The organism is Oscillibacter sp. (genome assembly GCF_028693505.1).
Taxonomy (GTDB): domain Bacteria; phylum Bacillota; class Clostridia; order Oscillospirales; family Oscillospiraceae; genus Oscillibacter.
Genome location: NZ_JAQUVF010000005.1, coordinates 50375 through 70018, shown reverse-complemented (window position 1 = coordinate 70018; position 19644 = coordinate 50375). Strand labels below are relative to the sequence as shown.

The following is a 19644-nucleotide window of genomic DNA, read 5'->3' as shown; positions in this document are numbered from 1 at the left end:
CATGGGAAAAGTGGTTGCCGTTTGCACCAGTCCCGCCCGGGGGACGGAAAAGGAAAACGTGGGCTTTGGCCGATTCACCCCGGAATGGGGACTGGTGGGGGACGCCCACGGTGGCGACTGGCACCGGCAGGTGAGCCTTCTCAGTGCGGACAAAATTGCCGCGTTTAATGAAAAGGGCGCAAAGGTACACTTCGGCGCTTTCGGGGAAAATCTGGTGGTGGAGGGCGTGGACTTCCGTGCGCTTCCCGTGGGGACCCGCCTGCGCTGCGGGACGGTTGTTTTGGAGCTGACGCAGCTCGGCAAGGACTGCCACAGCCACTGCGCCATCTACCAGCGGATGGGGGAGTGCATCATGCCCCGCCAGGGCGTGTTTGCCCGGGTTTTGGAGGGCGGCGACATCGCCGTTGGCGACGAGCTGTCCATTGAGTCCCGCCGGAAGGGCTTTGACGCGGCGGTCATCACCCTCTCCGACAAGGGCTTTTCCGGGGAGCGGGCGGACGAGAGCGGCAAGGCCCTTGCGGCCCGCTTGGAGCAGGCGGGCTACCGCATCATCGAGCATCTGCTGTTGCCAGACGGGATCGACCCCCTGCGCACCCAACTTATCCGCCTTTGCGACCAGCGCCAGCCGGATTTGATCCTCACCACCGGGGGGACGGGCTTCAGCCCCAGAGACCTGACCCCGGAAGCAACCCTCGCCGCGGCGGAGCGTCTGGCCCCCGGCATTGCCGAGGCCATTCGCGCTCACTCCATGACCATCACCCCCCGCGCCATGCTCTCCCGGGGCGTATCGGTCCTCCGGGGCCGGACCCTCATCGTCAACCTGCCGGGGAGCGTCCGGGCGGTGGAGGAAAGCCTCGACTGCTTCCTCCCGGTCCTGCCCCACGCACTGGAGGTCCTGCGGGGCGATGCGGGCGACTGCGGCGGAACCGTTTCCCACGGGCAAGAAGCATCGTCCGCCGAAACTGCCGAAAAAGAGGAATTGCCATGATGAAAACGTTTTGTGCCCTTGTCCTTGCACTGGGCCTTACCCTGTCTCTTGCCGCCTGCGGCGGCAAAACCGCCTCCGAAGAACCGCCCACCGCGCCTGAGCGTGAAGAGAGCGCCCCGCCCGTGGAAGTGGTGGTATTCGCGGCGGCCTCCCTAACGGAGAGCTTGCAACAGATCGCCCAGCGCTACGCCGCCGTTGCCCCCAACGTGACCCTCACCTTTAACTTTGACTCCTCCGGCACCCTGAAAACCCAGATTCAGGAGGGGGCGGCGTGCGACCTCTTCCTCTCCGCCGGGCAAAAGCAGATGGACCAGCTGGATGCAAGTGCTTCCCCCGACGTGAATACCGAGCAGCTGGATTTTGTGGACAGCGCCAGCCGCGTGGATCTTTTGGAAAACCGGGTGGTTTTGGCGGTGCCGGAGAAGAATCCCAAGAACATTCGGAGCTTTGACGACATGGCAAAGGGCCTTTTGGGCGGGACGATCCTCATGGCCGTTGGCAACAGCGACGTGCCCGTGGGGCAGTACACCCAGAAGATTTTGAACTACTATGATCTGGACGAGACGGCGCTATCCGGCGTCCTCACCTACGGCTCCAATGTGAAGGAGGTCACCACCCAAATTTTTGAGGGCAGCGTGGACTGCGGCGTGGTCTACTGCACGGACGCCTTCAGCGCGGGCCTTACGGCGGTGGACTCCGCCACGGCAGAGATGTGCGGCCGGGTCATCTATCCCGCCGCCGTGCTCAAGACCAGTACCCACGCCGAGGCCGCCCGGGCGTTTCTCACCTATCTCACCGGCGCGGACGCCATGGCTATCTTTGAAGCCGTCGGCTTCTCCGCTCCCTGACGCCATGGACTGGTATCCGCTGTGGAACTCGCTGCGCATCGCGGCCATTGCCAGCGTGTTGGTCTTTTTCGCGGGCATTGCCGCAGCTTACTATGTGGCCCGCCTGCCCCGCCTTTTGAAGGGAGTTCTGGACGTGGCGCTCACGCTGCCGCTGGTGCTGCCGCCCACGGTGTGCGGCTATTTTCTGCTGCTGCTTTTTGGAAATCAGCGCCCGCTGGGCCTTCTTTTGGCCCAGTTGGGTATCAAATTCGTCATGACATGGTACGGCGGGGTCCTCACCGCCGCCGTGGTGGCCTTTCCATTGATGTACCGCACCGCCCGGGGCGCGTTTGAAAGCTTTGACGAAACCCTTGCCCACGCAGGGCAAACGCTGGGGCTGAGCAATCTGTATATTTTCTGGCGCATCCGGATGCCGGTGTGCCGGCAGGGCATTCTGGCGGGCGCGGTGCTGGCGTTTGCACGGGCGCTGGGGGAGTACGGCGCCACCAGTATGCTCATCGGCTATACGCCGGGAAAAACCGCCACCATTTCCACCACGGTCTATCAGCTCTGGCGCACCAACGATGGCGCTGGGGCCTTCCGGTGGGTTTTGGTGAATCTTGCCATCAGCGCGGCGGTGCTGCTGGCGGTGAACCTGCTGGAACGGCGGGAGAAAAAGGGGGCGGCGGCATGAGCCTCACGGTGGACATCCACAAGCGGGCGGGGACCTTTTCACTGGACGCGGCCTTTTCCACGGGCGGCGGCGTGATGGGCTTACTCGGGGCCTCCGGCAGCGGCAAAAGCATGACGCTCCAGTGCATCGCGGGCATCCAGCGGCCGGATCGGGGCCGCATTGTCTTAAACGGAGCCACGCTGTTCGATTCCCAGCGGGGAATCGATCTCCCTCCGCAGAGCCGAGGCGTGGGGTATCTCTTCCAAAGCTACGCCCTCTTTCCCCACATGACCGTCCGGCAAAACCTGCTCTGCTCTTTGCGCCGGGAGCGGGACCGGGCGGCGCGGGAGCGGGAACTGCGCGCCGTGGCGGCGCTGCTGCATCTGGAGGGGCTGGAGAACCGCAGGCCCCATCAGCTCTCCGGCGGGCAGCAGCAGCGTGTCGCCCTGGCCCGGATTCTCTTGAACCGCCCGGCGCTTTTGCTGCTGGACGAACCGTTTTCCGCGCTGGACAGTCATCTGCGGGACCTGCTGCAACCGGAGCTGAAGGCGCTGCTGGCGGGCTTTGACGGGCAGGCCCTGCTGGTCACCCACAGCCGGGACGAGGCGTACCGCCTGTGTGGGGAAACCGCAGTGATCGACGGGGGCCGTCTGCTGGTCCAAAAGGAGACCCACGCGCTCTTTGCCGACCCGGAGCACCGGGAGGCCGCCCGGCTCACCGGCTGCAAAAACATCGTGGACGCCCGCAGGACGGGAGATCACGAGGTGGAGGTCCCTGCGTGGGGCGGCATTCGGCTGAAAACCGCCATTCCGGTGGGGGAAACCCTGTGCGCGGTGGGCATCCGTGCCCACGATTTCAGTTTGGAAACGGCGGAAAACCGCTTTCCCATCCAAGTGACCGACCAGCTGGAGGAGCCTTTTGAGTGGGTGGTGCGCTTTCGCTGCGCGGGGCAAAGCCCCGCCGCCCCCGACCTCTGGTGGCGGCTCCCCAAATCGCAAAAGAGCGCCGATTGTCCCCGGGCGCTGGGGGTGGCTCCCGCCGCCGTCCTGCCGCTCTATGCGGAACCGCCGCGAACAGAAAGGAAGCCCTCCCCATGACATCTGTTTATCTCGACCACGCCGCCACCTCCTTCCCAAAGCCGGAGGGGATGAGCCAGCGGATCAAGACGTATCTCGACACGGTGGGCGCTACCATCAACCGCTCCACCTATCAGCGGGCGCGGGACGCGGAGTGGGTGACCTACTCCCTGCGAAAGCATCTGGCAGCCTTTTTTCACTTTCCGGAGGACCCCAGTCACGTGATTTTGACCCCCGGCGCCACCTATGGACTGAATCTGATTCTCAAGGGCTTTTTGAAGCCGGGGGATCACTGCCTTGTCAGCGGCATGGAGCACAACGCCGTCATGCGTCCGCTCCAGCAGCTCTCGCAGCTGGGCGTGAGCTTTGACCGCATCCCCTGCGATCTCGACGGGCGGCTGAACCCTGCGGACATCCTCCCTCTGCTGCGACCAAATACCCGCTTGGTGATGCTGAGTCACGGCTCCAACGTCTGCGGCACGGTGCAGGACGCGGCGGCTGTCGGGGAACTCTGCGCGGCGCGGGGCGTGGCGTTTGCACTGGACGCGGCCCAGACCGCGGGACACCTCTCGGTGGACTTTTCCGCCTTCCACCTCTCCGCGCTGGCAGTCCCCGGGCACAAGGGCCTTCTCGGCCCCGCCGGTATCGGCGCGGTGCTGCTGACGCCGGCATTCGCCCGGGAGCTTGATCCCCTTGTCACCGGCGGCACCGGCAGCGTTTCCGACAGCGAGCTGCCGCCGCTTTGCCTGCCCGACCGCTTTGAGCCGGGCACGCCCAACCTGCCGGGGATTTACGGCCTCGAGTTTTCGCTCCAGTATCTGGAGACGGTGGGACTGGAAACAATTATGGCCCACGAAAACGCGCTGACCGCGCAGTTTTTACAGGGGCTCAGGGGCCTTTCCGGCATCCGTCTTGCCGGGATTTCAGGCCCTGCGGGCCGCACCGGCGTTTTTTCGCTGGACTTTCCCGGACGGGACAACGCCGAGGTGGCGGACGAGTTGGAAACCCGCTACGGCATTCTCACCCGCTGCGGCCTTCACTGCGCCCCCTCCGCCCACAAGACCCTGGGCACCTTTCCCCAGGGCACCGTCCGGTTCTCTCTGGGCTTTTCCACCACGGCGGCGGAGGTGGACGCCGCGCTTGCGGCAATCCGCGCCGTCCGTAAAGCATAAGGCCTTTGCCGCCGGGGGGTGCAGTATTCCGCTCGTCAAAGGGACAAGGAACCACTGACCGCCCGGTAAGCGGCATCCGGCACAAAAAAGCCACGGCGCGGAGGAATCCGCGCCGTGGCTCCTTTTCGGTTTTCCGCCGGTGAAGTTGGGCTTTTTCCTCAGGCGAAGGTCACCACGGTGCCGGTCTTGCCGTCCAGCGCGTCCAGACAGTGGTCAAGGCTTGTGATGATGGCCCGCTTATCCGGATTGGCCCGGACGAATTTCATGGCCGCTTCCACCTTGGGCAGCATACTGCCTACGCCGAATTGGCCTTCCTTCACGTACTGCGCGGCCTGCGCCAGAGAAAGGTGGCCCAGGTCCTCCTGATCCGGCTTTCCAAAGCGAATGGCCACCTTTTCCACCTCTGTGAGGATCAGCAGCACGTCGGCCCCCACCTCTTCGGCAAGCAGCTCTGCGGCAAAGTCCTTGTCGATGACGGCCGCCACCCCCTCCAGCGTACCGTCCGGATTCTCCGCCACGGGAACGCCGCCGCCGCCGCAGGTGATGACGATGGCCCGGTCCCACAAAAGGCGCACGGCGCTAATCTCCACAATGCGCCGGGGCAGCGGAGACGCCACCACCCGCCGCCAGCCCCGGCCCGCGTCCTCCCCCATGGTATACTGCTTTTCAGTTTCCAGCTGACGCGCTTCGGCCTCCGAATAAAAAGCGCCAATGGGCTTGGTGGGAGTTTGGAAGGCGGGGTCGTTTCGGTCCACCGCCACCTGCGTCACCAGCGTCACCACCGGGTAGTTCCGCCCCCGGCTGCTCAAGGCATATTTCAGCGCCTGCTGGATATGGTATCCGATATAGCCCTGACTCATGGCGCCGCAGACGTCAAAGGGCATGGGCGGCACGGTGTCCTTCGCCGTCTCGCTGGCCAGCACGATGCGGCCCACCTGGGGGCCGTTTCCGTGCACAATCGCCATCTCGTAACCGCGCTGACTGACCTCCGCAATATAGCCGCAGGTCCGTTTTACGACCTCCAGCCGCGCCTGGGCGGTGGGGGCGCTATCCTTGGACTGCAGGGCGTTTCCGCCCAGGGCAATGACAATCTTTTCCGGCATGAGCACACTTCCTCCTCTGGTAATGCCCCCAGTGTGCGCAGTCCGGGCCGGATTATGCAAAGGATTCCGAAAGACGGCAGGCGGGTTGCAAGGCGACAAAAAAGCCGCCGGAACACAAAGTTCCGGCGGCTGAGACTGTCGATCCCTCCTGACGGCCCAAAACACGCAGACGCGTCCGGGCAGACAGCTTGCGCCTTTACACCGGGAAATGAACAGGCGCCTGATCTGTCCCATGATTGCCAACAATCTTTTCCATCCAGATCATGTCGTACCAGCGGCCGAATTTATAGCCGCAATTGTGGAATTCCCCCACCTTTGAAAAGCCCATGTGGGCGTGAAACTCCGCGCTGTTTTTGCTCAGGTATTCATCCTCCGCTGCCGGATACCCGATGCAGGCATACAGATTCAAAATGCCCATTTCTTTCACTCTTTGGGCAAGCGCTTCATAGATCCGCCTGCCAAGGCCGCACTTTTTTGCGGCATGGTCAAGATAGACCGTCAGCTCGCAGGACCAGTCGTAGGCGGCCCGGCCCACGAAAGCGCCCGCATAGGCATAGCCCTGCACAATGCCATCCTGCTCCACAACAAGATAGGGGTAGCGCTTCATCGTATTGCGCATGCGGCGTTCAAATTCCGCAAGCGTCGGAACGGCATATTCAAATGTGATCGCGGTATGCTCCACATAGTAGGCGTAAATCTCCAAAATGCGCTTTGCGTCCGCAAGCGCTGCGTCTCTGATGATCGCGGTACCCATATCCTGCTCTTCCCTCCGTGTAATGTCCTCGGGACCAACCGACGAAGCGCCCGATTACGCTTTGCCGAAGGCCATCCCGTTTCAATGCGCGATTTTTTCGCTGTTGACGCTTTTGGTCACCGTCATCAGGAGAATTTTCAAATCAAAGAAGAAGTTCCAGTTTTCAATATAGTACAAGTCGTACTCGATGCGCTTTTTGATGGAGGTGTCGCCCCGGTAGCCATTTACCTGCGCCCAGCCGGTGATTCCCGGCCGCACCTGGTGCTTGACCATGTAGCGGGGGATCTCCTCCTTAAACTGGTCTACATAAAAAGGAACCTCCGGGCGGGGGCCCACCAGGCTCATGTCCCCCTTGAGTACATTGAAAAACTGGGGAAGCTCGTCAATGGAGCATTTGCGGATCAGGGAGCCAAAGGGGGTCTTGCGGGTGTCCGCATTCCGGCTCCAGCCCGTCTTTTCCGCCGCGTTCAAGCGCATGGAGCGGAATTTGTACATCTGGAAGGGGACCTTGTTCCGCCCCACCCGCTCCTGCTTGAAAAGAACGGGGCCGGGGGAGGAGAGCTTCACGCCCACAGCGGCAAACAGCATCAGCGGGGACGTCAGCACGATCAGCGTCAGTGACCCCGCAATGTCCATGGCCCGCTTTAAAAAGGCGTTTGCCATGTTATCCAGCGGAATCCGCCGGAGGTTAATCATGGGCAGGCCGTTGATGTTGTCCACCTGCGGGCTGGAGGGCATATAGGCGGCGTAAAAGGGAATGAGGGTGAGCTTCGTCCCGGTTTTTTCGCAGAGATTGATGATATGCCCCGTGAGGGCATATTCCTCCGGCGCCATGGCAAGGATCACCTCATCCGGATTCCGCTCCTCCAAGATCGCCTCCAGCTGGTCGTAGCCGCCAAGGCGCGCCGTGTCCTTCAAAAGGGCCTTGTCCGCAACATAGCCATCCACCAGAAAGCCAAGGTCCCGGTCCTCCCGTACCTTTTGCACATAGGCTTTCGCCATCTCGCCGCAGCCCACCACCAAAACGTGCTTTTGATTGTAGCCCAAACGCCGGTAGTGGCGCAGCGTGATGCGCAGCAGCGCCCGCTTGGACACCAGCAATGCATAGGCCAGCACACAGAAAAACACCAGCAGCCAACGGGACATCTCCGTCAGGCGGAACACGAACAGGGCGCTGATGAGCACCAGCGTATCCAGCACGGTGGCGAGGAAGAGCGTCTGCGCCTCCTTGTGGAAGCGCACCGTCCGATAGGATGCGTACAGCCCCGTCACCGCATAGGTGCCAAGGCACAGCGCCACCGCGCAAAGGCCCAGCCAGACATAGCTGGAAAATGCAAAGGACGCGCTGCCGTGAAACAAGTGAAAACGGACCCAGTAGGCAAGCAGCACGGAGAAAAAAACCAACACGCCGTCTGTGAGTACATTCAATTGATTCAGCAGTCGCTGATTTTCTCTAATCATGACGATTTTCCCCTGTTTCTATAAAAATCCAGTCTCATTTTAGTTGAAATAAAGTGTTATGTCAAATATAATAGAAAGATAACCTCTCACAGAAAGGCGTGCCATGAAACAGCGTGTATTATTCACCGCATCCACATTTTCTCATATCATGCAATTTCACCGCGCCTACCTGCGGGCGTTTCAAGCGCGCGGGTGGGAGGTCCACGTGGCCTGCGGCGGTGCGCCGCCCGCCCTGCCGGAGGCGGACCGTGTGATTTCCCTGCCCTTTGAAAAGAAGATGACCGCGCCCGCCAATTTCCGCGCCCAGGCCCAGCTGCGGCGTCTGATGCGGGAGGAGGGGTACGCGCTGGTCATTGCCCATACCTCGCTGGCGGCTTTCTTCACCCGCCGGGCCGCCGCGCCGCTCCACCCCCGCCCCGCCATTGTGAATGTGGCCCACGGCTATCTCTTTGGCGACCGGACCCCCGCCTGGAAGCGGGCGATCTTGCTGAGCGCCGAGTATTTGACGGCCCCGCAGACAGACCTGCTGCTCACCATGAATACGGAGGATTATCGCACTGCCTGCCGGTATCACCTGGGACGCCGGGTGGAAAACATTCCGGGCATCGGGGTGGACTTTTCCCGGCTGGACGCGCCCCCCGGCGCATCCGACGCGCTGCGCGCTACATACGGCTTTTCTCCCGACGATTTTGTGTTGCTTTACGCGGCGGAATTTTCCGCCCGCAAAAATCAGACCATGCTGATTCGGGCGCTATCAAGCCTGCCGGAACGGGTCAAGCTGGTGCTGCCCGGTCAGGGCGCTCTGCTGGACGATTGCCGGGCGCTGGCCGCGTCTTTGCATCTGGAGGGCCGCGTGGTGTTTCCCGGCCAGGTTTCCGACATGGCGGGTCTCTATGCGCTGTGCGACGCCGCCGTCTCCGCCAGCCGCTCGGAGGGGCTGCCCTTTAACGTGATGGAGTCCATGTACGCGGGGCTTCCCGTGGTGGCGAGCGCCGTAAAGGGCCACACCGATCTTTTGAGCGACGGCCTCACCGGCCTTCTCTATCCCTTCGGGGACGCGCCCGCTTTTTGCGACGCGGTGACGAAGTTGCTGGAGGACCCGGCGCTGCCCGCCGCCCTTGGCCGCGCCGCCCACGAAGCCGCGGCGCCCTATGCCCTCTCCCGCGTCCTGCCGTCGGTGATGGAGCGCTATCTCTCGCTGGTTCCCCAGGAGGCGAAACCCGTTTCCGCGTCCCACTGAAAATCAACAAGGAGTGATTTGTTTTGGCACATAAAAATCAGATGGCGTCCACGCCCCTTTCCGCCGCGCCTTCGCTTTTGGACACCATTTTTCCATGGGTTTTGCCGGTGCTGCTGTTTTTCTCCATCACCGGCACCAGCCGCTTTGCCGCCGCCTTGCTGGGGGCGGTGTTTCTGGTGTTTTCCATCGGCCGCCTTCCGCCCCGGCGTCTGCGGGAGCGCCTCTCGCCCCTGACGCTGGCAGTGTTTCTCTACGCGCTGGTATGCCTTTGCTCTGGTCTGTGGTCCCATTTTGGGTCCTACGCCGTGCGGGAGAGCGCCAAAACGCTGGCCGCCTTTTCCATCTTCGGCATCCTTCTGGTCCGGGCAAGGCGGGAAAAGCTCCGGGGGCTTTTGCAGGCGCTGAACGCCGTGCTGGCAGTGATTGCCCTCCTTTGCATCGACGCCTCCTCCCTCCAGCTCCTCTCCCGGGGATTTTCGTGGGTGATGGGCCTTTTCAAGGCTGGCTACCCCATGGATTCCATCGGCTATGAAACCGGCGTGCGCATCACCGGCATTTTCAGCAACGCCAACGTTTCCGCGGGTCTGCTGGCCTTTGGCCTTTTGATCTCGCTGTACCTTTTGCGCTCGGCGGCGGAGGAGCGGGAAAAGCTGGGGGTCTGTGTGGCGCTGGGCGTGCAGGCGCTGGCCTTTTTCCTCTCCTTCTCCATGGGCGCCATGGCGGCGTTCGCGGTAACCTGCCTTGTGTACGTGCTCTGCTCCGCCAAGGGCACCCGCCTTTCCCTGTTTTTGCTGATGCTGGAGTGCGTCGTGGCAACGGTGCTGTGCGCCTTTGCCGCCACACCCTTCCTTGGCGGCGGCGGAGCGGGCGTGGTGCCCGTGCTGGCGGCGATTGTCTGCGGTCTTTTGATCTGGGCGCTGGACCGCTTTGTGGGTAGACGCCTGCTTGCCAGACTGGACGGGCACGACAAAGCCGTGGCGATTTTCACGGCGGCGCTGGTGGCCCTCGCGGCAGTCTATGTGCTGCTGGCCTATTCCCTCACCGGCGGCATCACGCTATCCGGCACGCTCTCCCGGGCCGTCTATCCGGACGCGGGAAGCTACACCGTCTCTTTCGAGGGGATCGACGCAAGCGTCGTGATTTACAGCCAGACGGAGCCAGAGCTGATGATGCACACCAACACCCCGCTGTACGAGGGCAGCTTGTCCGGCGCATCCTTCACCGTGCCGGAGGGCAGCCGCGTGGTGTGGTTTGAGCTTGCCGGCGACGGGGACCTCTCCAGTCTCACCCTTTCCGACGGCACGGTTTTGCCGCTGGGCTACAAGCTCCTGCCGGACTTTGCGGCCAACCGGCTTCAGGGCTTGTGGGCCAACCAGAACTTCATCCAGCGTCTGGTGTTCTTCCGAGACGGCATGAAGCTCTTTTCCGCAAGCCCCCTCATCGGATGGGGCGCCGGCGGCGTGGAGGGGCAGCTGACAGGCGTGCAGAGCTTCTACTACGAATCGAAATACATTCACAACCAGTTTATTCAGATCATGGACGAGGCCGGCGTGCTGGGCCTTGCCGCCTTCGCTTTTCTGCTGGGGAGCGCGTTGTGGATGCTGGTGCGGCGGCGGAAAACGGATGCGGACCCCGTGCTTGCCATGCTGGCGGCCTGTCTGACCATGATGATCGCCCACTCCCTGACGGAGGTCGTCTGGTCCACGCAGGTTTATCAGTCGGCGGTATTCGTCCTGTTTGCCGTGTTAATCCTCCACTGCGCGGAGCCAAAGGCGGAGTCCATTCCCAGCCCGGCCCGGGGATGGACCGCCATGGCGGCGATGTGGTGCGTTGCCGCCGTATTCACCGGACTGCTGTCCGGCCACCTGCTGGCGGCCCGTCAGATGCGGAATCTGGATACCGGAAACATTACCCCCACGGAATTTATGTCGGCCATGCAGACAATGGACCGTCTGGATGTATACGACGACTCCGATTACAAGGTCAACCTCATGGGCAATGCCCTGCAAACGGGCACTGCCATCGGGCAGGGGCTTGCCTCCCGCTGCGCCCGGGAGCTTCTTGCCACGCAGGAGTACGACGCCTGCTACAACACGGCGGCCTATTACTATCTGCCGCTGCGGGACCTGCCCAATTTCTTTGACGCGGTGCAGACGGGTCTGCGGCAGGAGCGTTCCAATCCGGACGCCTGGAACAGCGCTTTCCATCTGTTCAAAAGTACCTTTGAGCAGCTGGAGGCCGCGGATATGGAGGACTTTGTGTCCGGCGTGCTCTCCACCGGGGAGCAGCTGGACGCCGCCAACGCCGACATGATGGCTCCCATCGTTCTGGACGACGGGAATCAGGCGCTTTTGGACTGCGCAAGATCGCTGGGCAGCGCTACCGGCGAGGCGGCACGAACGGTGCTCGCCGCCGCGCTGTCCTAAAGCCTTCCCGTGTTTTCACCCATTCCCAAACAACACTTTCTCGGAAATTACAGGCCCCGCGATCGCGGGGCCTGTAATTTTTTTGTGCATCCAGATGCCCGCTTTCGTGCCATCCGCAGCCGCACGTACTTCCATTCTTGCAGCCATTTTATCCCGGGTACGTTTATACATCATTTTATAAGGAGGTCGTATCATTTCATGCAGCAGACATCAACCTATCATCTGAATCAATGGGAGGCGGAGGACCGCATTCTCCGCACGGATTTCAACGCCGACAACTCAAAGCTTGAATCCGCCCTGCAGCAGGGCGTCACGGCATTGAACACAGCAAAGGCGGCGCTGGAGGCGGCTTTAAGCCAGGAACAGCAGGCCCGCAGCGCGGGCGACACGTCGGTCCGGCAGGACCTTTCCGCGTCCATTACCCAGCTGAGCAACACCAGCTCCGCGGCCATTTCCGCCGAGCAAACCGCAAGAACCCAGCAGGACGCCGCCATCCGGCGGGAATTTGCGGCGGCGGACGCGTCTGTATCCGCAGCCGCATCCGCCGCAAACAAACTGGTAAAGCTGGCGGACATCACCACCTCGGCAGGGGCCGCGCAGGTGGACCTTTCTCTGGGCGGCATCGCGCTTGCAAGCTACTCCGTCCTCATCATCATTCCGCGTCTGATCGCTTCCTGCGACGCCATCTATGTGCGGGCAAACAGCAATGCATACAGCGTTTATGAGGGCAGCGCCGGCTCCTCAAACTGCTTCGACAATATCTACCCATACAGCGGCGGCGCTTATGCAACCTGCTATCTATATGCCTACGGCACTAGCGTTGCCTGCCGCATCCAAAGTGAGGGCTTTCGGGGAAAGAACGCGGTAAGCGATGTCGTCCACAGCCGCGTGCTTGCCACAAATATTATTGCGCCCCCCGCCTTGCAGACCATAAATTTTGTGACCAATGACGCCAGCGCGATTGCCGCGGGCAGCAGACTGATTGTTTATGGAGTGAAATTATGATGATTGAAGTTTTGGTGTGCCGCGAGGACGGCACGCAGGTTCTTGAGCAAAAGCAGGTCCCGGATGACTATTTCACTTTCCGGCAGGAGGAAGCGCCCTCTGAGGAAAGCGCCGCGGAGTAACCGCTTCCCTTTGTCATATCCGGTCAAACGGACCAGACCGCGCCGCCAAAAGGCGGCGCGGTCTGGTCCGTTTATTTCTTTTTTACAAATGGAAGCGCCGCAATTGCAAAGGCGGGGAGAACGTACTATAATAAAACCGTTAAGAACCTTTGCGCACGGTCCGGTTGAACGGTCCGTCATTTTTTTGGCAGGTGATTTTGTGAAAGAGACCTTTGTCTATACGCTGCACGCCATCTTACCCATTCTGTTCATCATTGTTCTGGGCTATTTTGTCCGGCGGGTGGGACCGTGGTCCGAGTCCTTTTATAAACAGCTGAACAGTCTCTGTTTCCGGCTGTTTCTCCCCATTCAGCTTTTTTGCAATGTGTACGGCATTGACGACTTGACCAACATGAACTGGCGCGTCATCGGATATCTGTTTTCCAGCGTCTTTTTCTGTTTGCTGGCGGGACTGTTGGCGGCGAAGCTGTTCATTCCCGACCGGCGGCAAAAGGGCGTCATTACGCAGGTGGCCTTCCGCTCCAATCAGGCCATTCTGGGCCTTCCGCTGGCAAACGCGCTGGGCGGCGACGCCGCCATGGCCTTCGCCTCCATGGCCACCTCCGTCTGCGTGCCGCTGTTCAACGTGCTGGCGGTCATTGTGTTGACTGTTTTCGGCGGGGATGGGGAAAAGCGGACCTCCGCCCGCACACTGGTGCGCCGGGTCGTCAGCAATCCCCTGATTCTGGGGGCCTTGTCCGGCCTTTTGGTGGTGCTGATCCGGCAGTTTTTGCCGACGGTGGACGGCGTGAGCGTCTTTACCATCCGCAACCAGCTGCCTTCGCTTTACGCGGCGGCCACAAACCTTTCCAAGGTCGCCTCGCCGGTGATGCTGTTTGTGCTGGGCACCCGGTTGAACTTCGGCGCGGTGTCGGAGCTGCTTCCGCAGCTCACGCTGGGCGTTCTCCTGCGTCTGGTAATTTGTCCGGCAGCGGTCATCGGGATGGCGGTGGCACTGAGAACGCCGCTGGGACTCACCAGTCTGGAAATTCCGACGCTGGTGGCGGTGGCCTCCACCCCCGTCGCCGTCTCCAGCGCCGTGATGGCGCAGGAGATGGGCGGCGACGATCAGCTGGCGAACCAGCTGGTGGTCTGGACCAGCGCGCTTTCCATGGTGTCCATCTTCTGCATCGTTTATATTCTCCGCGTCGGCGGACTGCTGTGAAGGCTTTCAAAGGCGCGGACGGCCCAGTGAACAGCGTGCAAACCCCATCCGCGCCAAGGACCGATACAGAACAGTAAAGGAGGACTTACCATGCATCTGGTCAGTGGAGTTGTGAATCTTTTTCTTCTGGGCACGATCCTTTGGCTCGGCAGGCACGACATGAACAACGCCGTGTACGAAATTCCGGCGATGCTTGCCGTGGTTATCGGATGGGTTGCGATCTTCCGGTCCGGAAAGCGCCGCGAACCTTGACGCTCCGCTTGCGTGGGGTTGCCTCCGCTCACTTACAAAAAAAGCGTCGCCGTTTTTAACGGCGACGCTTTTTGGCGCTTTCACGGGAGCATCCGCTCTCTTTTTCAGGCGAGATACTTTTGCAGCGTGGCGCGGACCGCGCCGGGGCCGGAGAGCTCCTCCACAAAAAGCTTCTCGATCTTGTCGGATAGCGGCGTGGCGGTGAGGTCCACGCCGAAAATGCTCGCGTTTGCCAGAATCGGCCGCAGCTGCCCATGATAGCTGGCGGGATCGTTCCAGACGATGCCCCGGAGCTGGGCTTGCAGCGTTTCCTTGAGGGGGTCGTCGCTGACCTCCATCGCCTCGCCGGCGTCATTCACCGCCAGCAGATACCGCAGCCAGCCTGCCAGGGCCAGCGGCAGACTCACAAGGGCGTTCAGATCCCGGCCCTCGGCAAGATAGCTCTTGATGGTCTCGCCAAAACGGACGCCCACCTTTTGGGAGGTATCCGTGGCGATGCGGCGGGGATCGTCGGGCATAAAGACGTTGGGCAGCCGCTTTTCCACCACCTCGTCCAAAAAGGCCTTGGGAGAGACGATGCCCGGGTTTGTCACCACCGGCAGTCCTTCCACATAGCCAAGGCGCTTTACCAGCGCCACAATGTCCGCGTCCTTCATTTCATCGGCGATTTTGGTATAGCCCAGCAGGCAGCCGTTGACGCTCATGGCGGTGTGCAGGGGATTGAGGCAGGTGGTGACCTTCATGCGCTCCACCTTGTTGACGGTCTCCCGGTCGCAGAAAATGACGCCCACCTTGTCCAGCGGGGGACGGCCGTTGGGGAACTGATCCTCAATGACCAGATACTCCGGGCGCTCCGCGTTCACGAAGGCGGCGGTGTAGCCGCCCTTCTTGGTGACGATGGCCTCCATGCCCTCAATGCCGTCGGCGGTGAGGCTTTCCTCCACCACCTTGGAAGGGCGGGGCACGATCTTGTCGATCATGCTCCAGGGGAAGCTGACCTTGGACGGATCGTCCAGCCAGAGCGCAAAGCCGCTTTCCACCAGGCCGTTTTCCACCCACGCCTTTGCGATGGTGGATACGCTTTGGTGGAAGGTCTGCCCGTTGTGGCTGCAATTGTCAAAGCTGCAAACCGCCAGCGGGTAGCCGCCGGCGCGATAGCGCCAGTACAGGAATTTCGCAAGGCTCGCCATGGCGTTTTTCGTGTTGTGGGGGCCTTCCTTCATGTCCGCTTCCACGGCGGGCAGCAGCGTGCCGTCCGGATTGTGGAGTTTATAGCCCTTCTCCGTGATGGTGAAGGAGAGCATCTGCAAGCCGGGGTCGGTGAAAATCTCCCGGAAGCGGGCCATGGCGGCTTCATCGGCGCTGTCGGCCTTCAAGCCCTCGGCAATGCTGCCGATGATCTCCCGGTCGGTGGTGGCGTCCGGATTCAGCGTCACGGCAATGCAGAGGTTATCAAAGGGGGCGTAGGCAATGTCTAAAATGGCGGGGTCGTTGGTGTTGGCCATCAGCAAGCCCTTATCGGTCAGCCCCTCATTGAGCATCCGCTGGGCAAGGGAGGCGATATAGGCGCGGAAGATGTTGCCCGTGCCAAAGTGGATCCAGGTGGGCGCCTTTTTCGTTTTCTCCGCAGCGGCGGCCACGTCGTATTGAGGCAGCGTCACGTGGGCGGCAGCCCAGCCGGCCTTGTCGCTAAGCGACGCGCGGCATAATTTCATCGATGGTTCCCTCCATTCAAAATCATCCGGCGGCTGCGGACAGCCGCCGGAAAAAGGCGTTTAGTTGGCCAGCTCGGGGCGTCCGTTTTCGCGGCAGATGGCTTCCCACAGGCCGTTTAGATACGTGGCGCCCAGCGCGCGGTCATACAGACCGTAGCCGGGACGGCCCACCTCGTCCCAGATCATGCGGCCGTGGTCGGGCCGGATGTAAGTATTCGGGCAGGTGTCGTAGACCGCCTTCATGATGGCATACATGTCCAGATCGCCGGAGGAGGACAGATGCGCCGCCTCCCGGAAGTGGTGATAGCCCAGGAACTTGATGTTGCGCACGTGCATGGCGCCGATGCGGTCCATCTCGCCGAAATGGCGGATGATGGCGGGAATGTCATTATTGGGGTCGCTGCCAAGAGACCCGGTGCACAGGCACACGGTGTTGCAGGGGGAATCATGCAGCGCCACGATCTTGTCGTAGCCCTCCTGACTGTGGGCCAGACGGGGCAGGCCAAAAATGGGCCATGCGGGATCGTCCGGATGGCAGGCCATCTTCACGCCGACTTCCTCGCAGGTGGGGATCACGCCGTCCAGAAAATACTTATAGTTGTCCAGCATGTCCGCCACGGTGAGGCCTTTGTAGACCTCCATGGTCTTGTTCAGCTCGGCGAGGCGCGCGGGCTCCCAGCCGGGAATGGAGAAGCCGTTGGCGTTATTCATCGTGTATTCCACGATCTCCTGCGGAGTCATGTCGCCCAGATCCTTCTCGTCGAAGTACAGGCTGTTGGAGCCGTCCTCAGGAATCTCCCGGGCCACATCGGTGCGCAGGTAGTCCAGCACGGGCATGAAGTTGTAAATGATGACCTTCACGCCCACCTCGGCAAGGTTGCGGATGGTCTCGCAGTAGTTGGCGATAAACTGATCCCGGGTGGGCAGGCCCATCTTGATGTCCTCGTGGACGTTGACGGACTCGATGACCTCCACCTCAAGGCCCGCGGCATGCACGTGGTCGGCATAGGCCTTGCACTCTTCGTAGGTCCACACCTCTCCGGCGGCCTTCTCGTCCAGCACGCCCATCAGGCCGCTGACGCCGGGAATCTGCTTGATGTTTTGCAGGGAAATGGGGTCACGGCCCTCGCCGTACCAGCGGAATGTCATTTTCATGGGTAGTTCCTCCTTAAATCAATGATTGCTTTGCGCTTGGGTAACAGGGGTGAATCTATAAGCCACAAAACCGGAGAGTCCCCCGTGGGACTCTCCGGTCGGCTCAATCGGGAGACGCCGTATGTGGCGTGGGTGTCATCGAAAATAAGTTACTGATGCTCCGCCGCATAAGCGTCCAGATACTTGATGGCGTCCAGCAGCGAGCTCTTTTCAAAGAAGAAGGGCACGTTGGTCACGTTCCAGCGCTTGCCGTAGACACCGTCCACCAGCGCTTCGAGAATCTCGTCTCTCTGGTCGGCGGGAATTTCCAGATCCGCAGTGCAAACCGGCAGACCGATGGCCTTGTTGAACTCAAAAATCTGCTCAAAGCGGTCGTCGTTTTGCACGAGCAGCTGCACCAGCACGCAGTAGCCCACGCCGGTGCCGTGGGGGAAATGCTTGGGCAGCACGGCAAAGCCGGCCTGCAAGCCGTGGGAAATGGACACGCCGGTGTTCTCGCAGCCCACGCCGGAGAGCAGTGTGGCGGCCTCCACCACGTTTTCATAGGCAGGGGTGCGCAGGTGCTGCTTGGCAGCGCGCATAGCGGCAATGCCGTCCTTGACGAGGATATCGTAGCACAGCTTGGCGGACGCCATGCCCAGCATGGTGGGACGATAATCGTCCAAACCGGAGTTGCAGACATTGTTGTTGGCGGAAGACGCCTGTGCCTCGATGTAAGTTGCCAGCGCATCGCCGATACCGGACACCAGCATCCATGCGGGGCTCTGGATGGTGATTTCCGTATCCACCACAACAAAGTCGGGATTCTTGTAGTGGAACATCAACTCGTTTTGCGCGCCGGGATTGTTGATGACGGTGTGCGTGAAGGTGGGGGCGTCGGTGGTCAGCGCGGTGGCAAAGCTGATCCAGTTTTTGCGGTAAGTGGCAGCCACGGCCTTGTTCAGGTCCATGGTCTGGCCACCGCCCATGCCGATGAAGGTCTCGGGCACTTCGGGCAGGGTCTTGACGAAGGCCACCAGCTCGTCCAGCTCCTTGTGGCCGGCGTATCCGGGGAACTTCACGGTGTAGGCCTTCATGCCGGCCTCTTCAAACATCTTCGGCACACGGGTGGAGAAATCATCATAAAAATAGGGGTCAATGATCAACAGAGCTGTTTTGCCGAAATTGCCGGCAAACTTGGGCAGACGGTTAATCAGGCCGGGTCCCTGCATATAACGGGAGGGAGACTGGAAACAACGGCATTCTTTTGCTTTACCTGCAGGCATGGAATTGTACCTCCTGAAATAAAAAATTTTAAAATTGCGCGGACGTTCTTCCGACCAATTCGCGCTTGGACATCTATACTTATATTTATACTCCTAATTGCGTATCCGCCGCAACCATTATTTTACCAAATATCCGCCATCCACCGGAATCACGGCGCCGCACAGATAATCGCTGGCATGGGAGGCCAGAAAAAGCGCCGTGCCCTGCATGTCCTCGCCGGTGCCCCAGCGGCCCGCAGGGATTCTTCCGGTGATGATCTCGTATCTGGGGTTGGAGGGGTCCAGCAGCGCCGCGTTCATCTCGGTGGCCATATAGCCCGGCGCGATGGCGTTGACATTGACGCCCCGCCCTGCCCAGTCGTTGGACAGCTCCTTCGTCAGCTGCATCACGCCGCCCTTGGCCGCAGCGTAGGCGGGAATGGTCTGACCGCCAAAGAAGGAGATCATAGAGGCAATGTTGATGATCTTTCCATAGCCCTTTTTCAGCATGATCTTTCCGGCTTCCTGGCAGAGAATGAACACCGCGTCCAAATTCACGCTCAGCACATCGTCCCACTCGTTGAGGGGGAACTCCTCGGCGCTGTGCCGTCTCTGGATACCGTGGGCATTCACCAGCACGTCCAGATCCCCGCCCAGCTTTTCCACGCACTCGTGAAACACGCGGTACGTTTCTTCCCGCTGTGCCAGATCACCCTTGACGCCCTGACAGTCATAGCCCTTTTCCTGCATGGCTTTCGCCACCTCGTACACTTTCTCGGAGGTGCCAACAATTACCACTTTGCTGCCGGCCTTCATAAAGCCTTCCGCCATGCCAAGGCCCAAGCCCCGGGTGCCGCCGGTCACGATCACTTTTTTCCCGGATACGTCAAACAAGTTTTCCATCATGTCCACCTTTCCTCTCTTCATGTCCCGACTGCGCCGCCGCGCCTGCCGCAGGGCAGGGGCTTCTCAGGCAGCGCCACCAAAAGACATCACACGTCTTATGTCTAAATTATAGTTGTTTTTTTCGCAAAAAGCCATACCTATTATTGAACAAATGTTGCGCAGGAAAACTGTACAGAATTCCGAAACTTTGAAAAACGGCCTGCCCTTTGTGCCGGAAGGCCCCTGCCGCCTTGACAAGCGGCGGTATAATCGGGTATATAATAAGTGTTACAGCACACGTGGGATGTCCTACCCGTCGGTTGCCGCGAGCAACCGGCATTT

18 protein-coding genes are annotated in these 19644 nt (G+C 60.9%); 11 read left to right on the top strand and 7 right to left on the bottom strand.

Translation table 11 applies throughout. The features are described from left to right. Position 1 precedes the first annotated feature (1 nt). Genes PHI30_RS02675 through PHI30_RS02655 form a run of 5 tightly spaced genes read left to right on the top strand, consistent with a single transcriptional unit; the run spans position 2 to position 4736 of the window. Positions 2 to 988 (top strand): MOSC domain-containing protein, encoded by a 987-nt coding sequence (locus PHI30_RS02675; protein WP_300023546.1) that lies wholly within the window; start codon positions 2 to 4, stop codon positions 986 to 988. Beyond that, the gene (modA, locus tag PHI30_RS02670; RefSeq protein ID WP_300023590.1) at positions 988 to 1836 is read left to right on the top strand and encodes a molybdate ABC transporter substrate-binding protein; all 849 of its coding nucleotides are present in this window, start codon (positions 988 to 990) and stop codon (positions 1834 to 1836) included. The genes PHI30_RS02675 and modA overlap by 1 nt, the downstream gene beginning before the upstream one ends. 4 nt (positions 1837 to 1840) lie before the next feature. After that, positions 1841 to 2509 (top strand): molybdate ABC transporter permease subunit, encoded by a 669-nt coding sequence (modB, locus tag PHI30_RS02665; protein WP_300023543.1) that lies wholly within the window; start codon positions 1841 to 1843, stop codon positions 2507 to 2509. Further along, positions 2506 to 3585, top strand: coding sequence for a sulfate/molybdate ABC transporter ATP-binding protein (locus tag PHI30_RS02660; protein WP_300023540.1), 1080 nt, complete (start codon positions 2506 to 2508; stop codon positions 3583 to 3585). The genes modB and PHI30_RS02660 overlap by 4 nt, the downstream gene beginning before the upstream one ends. Next, positions 3582 to 4736, top strand: coding sequence for an aminotransferase class V-fold PLP-dependent enzyme (locus PHI30_RS02655; RefSeq protein ID WP_300023538.1), 1155 nt, complete (start codon positions 3582 to 3584; stop codon positions 4734 to 4736). Before PHI30_RS02660 ends, PHI30_RS02655 begins: the two co-directional genes overlap by 4 nt. A 158-nt stretch (positions 4737 to 4894) precedes the next feature. On the opposite strand, the gene arcC is transcribed toward PHI30_RS02655, so the two are convergent. The 3 genes from arcC to PHI30_RS02640 all read right to left on the bottom strand — a co-directional run bounded on the left by arcC (position 4895) and on the right by PHI30_RS02640 (position 8054). Beyond that, positions 4895 to 5839 (bottom strand): carbamate kinase, encoded by a 945-nt coding sequence (gene arcC / locus PHI30_RS02650; RefSeq protein WP_300023536.1) that lies wholly within the window; start codon positions 5837 to 5839, stop codon positions 4895 to 4897. A gap of 196 nt (positions 5840 to 6035) precedes the next feature. After that, a complete protein-coding gene (locus tag PHI30_RS02645) occupies positions 6036 to 6593 on the bottom strand; it encodes a GNAT family N-acetyltransferase (protein ID WP_300023534.1) in 558 nt (185 codons plus the stop codon). An 81-nt stretch (positions 6594 to 6674) separates the two neighbouring features. Beyond that, positions 6675 to 8054, bottom strand: a complete 1380-nt coding sequence (locus tag PHI30_RS02640) for an undecaprenyl-phosphate glucose phosphotransferase (protein WP_300023531.1) — start codon at positions 8052 to 8054, stop codon at positions 6675 to 6677. Positions 8055 to 8202: 148 nt separating this feature from the next. Between PHI30_RS02640 and PHI30_RS02635 the strand changes: the two genes are divergently transcribed. The 6 genes from PHI30_RS02635 (at position 8203) to PHI30_RS02610 (ending at position 14303) form a co-directional block, all read left to right on the top strand. Then, positions 8203 to 9294 carry a glycosyltransferase gene (locus PHI30_RS02635; protein WP_300023528.1) on the top strand — a complete coding sequence of 364 codons (1092 nt, stop codon included), beginning with the start codon at positions 8203 to 8205 and terminating at the stop codon, positions 9292 to 9294. 23 nt (positions 9295 to 9317) lie between these two features. After that, positions 9318 to 11720 (top strand): O-antigen ligase, encoded by a 2403-nt coding sequence (locus tag PHI30_RS02630; protein WP_300023525.1) that lies wholly within the window; start codon positions 9318 to 9320, stop codon positions 11718 to 11720. A 198-nt stretch (positions 11721 to 11918) separates the two neighbouring features. Beyond that, a complete protein-coding gene (locus PHI30_RS02625) occupies positions 11919 to 12725 on the top strand; it encodes a hypothetical protein (RefSeq protein ID WP_300023522.1) in 807 nt (268 codons plus the stop codon). Further along, complete coding sequence (locus PHI30_RS02620; RefSeq protein WP_300023519.1) at positions 12722 to 12847, top strand: hypothetical protein; 126 nt, start codon at positions 12722 to 12724, stop codon at positions 12845 to 12847. Before PHI30_RS02625 ends, PHI30_RS02620 begins: the two co-directional genes overlap by 4 nt. A gap of 199 nt (positions 12848 to 13046) precedes the next feature. Next, on the top strand, positions 13047 to 14051 hold the full coding sequence (locus PHI30_RS02615) for an AEC family transporter (protein WP_300023516.1): 1005 nt from the start codon (positions 13047 to 13049) through the stop codon (positions 14049 to 14051). 90 nt (positions 14052 to 14141) lie between these two features. Continuing rightward, on the top strand, positions 14142 to 14303 hold the full coding sequence (locus PHI30_RS02610; protein WP_300023513.1) for a hypothetical protein: 162 nt from the start codon (positions 14142 to 14144) through the stop codon (positions 14301 to 14303). 104 nt (positions 14304 to 14407) lie between these two features. Here PHI30_RS02610 and PHI30_RS02605 read toward each other — a convergent pair whose 3' ends face one another. The 4 genes from PHI30_RS02605 to PHI30_RS02590 form a co-directional block, all read right to left on the bottom strand. Further along, complete coding sequence (locus tag PHI30_RS02605) at positions 14408 to 16018, bottom strand: mannitol dehydrogenase family protein (RefSeq protein WP_300023510.1); 1611 nt, start codon at positions 16016 to 16018, stop codon at positions 14408 to 14410. Between the two features lie 60 nt (positions 16019 to 16078). Next, on the bottom strand, positions 16079 to 17173 hold the full coding sequence (locus tag PHI30_RS02600) for a mannonate dehydratase (RefSeq protein ID WP_300023507.1): 1095 nt from the start codon (positions 17171 to 17173) through the stop codon (positions 16079 to 16081). A gap of 149 nt (positions 17174 to 17322) precedes the next feature. Next, positions 17323 to 18384, bottom strand: a complete 1062-nt coding sequence (locus tag PHI30_RS02595) for an iron-containing alcohol dehydrogenase (protein ID WP_300023504.1) — start codon at positions 18382 to 18384, stop codon at positions 17323 to 17325. Between the two features lie 171 nt (positions 18385 to 18555). Beyond that, positions 18556 to 19323 carry an SDR family NAD(P)-dependent oxidoreductase gene (locus PHI30_RS02590; RefSeq protein ID WP_300023501.1) on the bottom strand — a complete coding sequence of 256 codons (768 nt, stop codon included), beginning with the start codon at positions 19321 to 19323 and terminating at the stop codon, positions 18556 to 18558. Between the last annotated feature and the right edge of the window lie 321 nt (positions 19324 to 19644).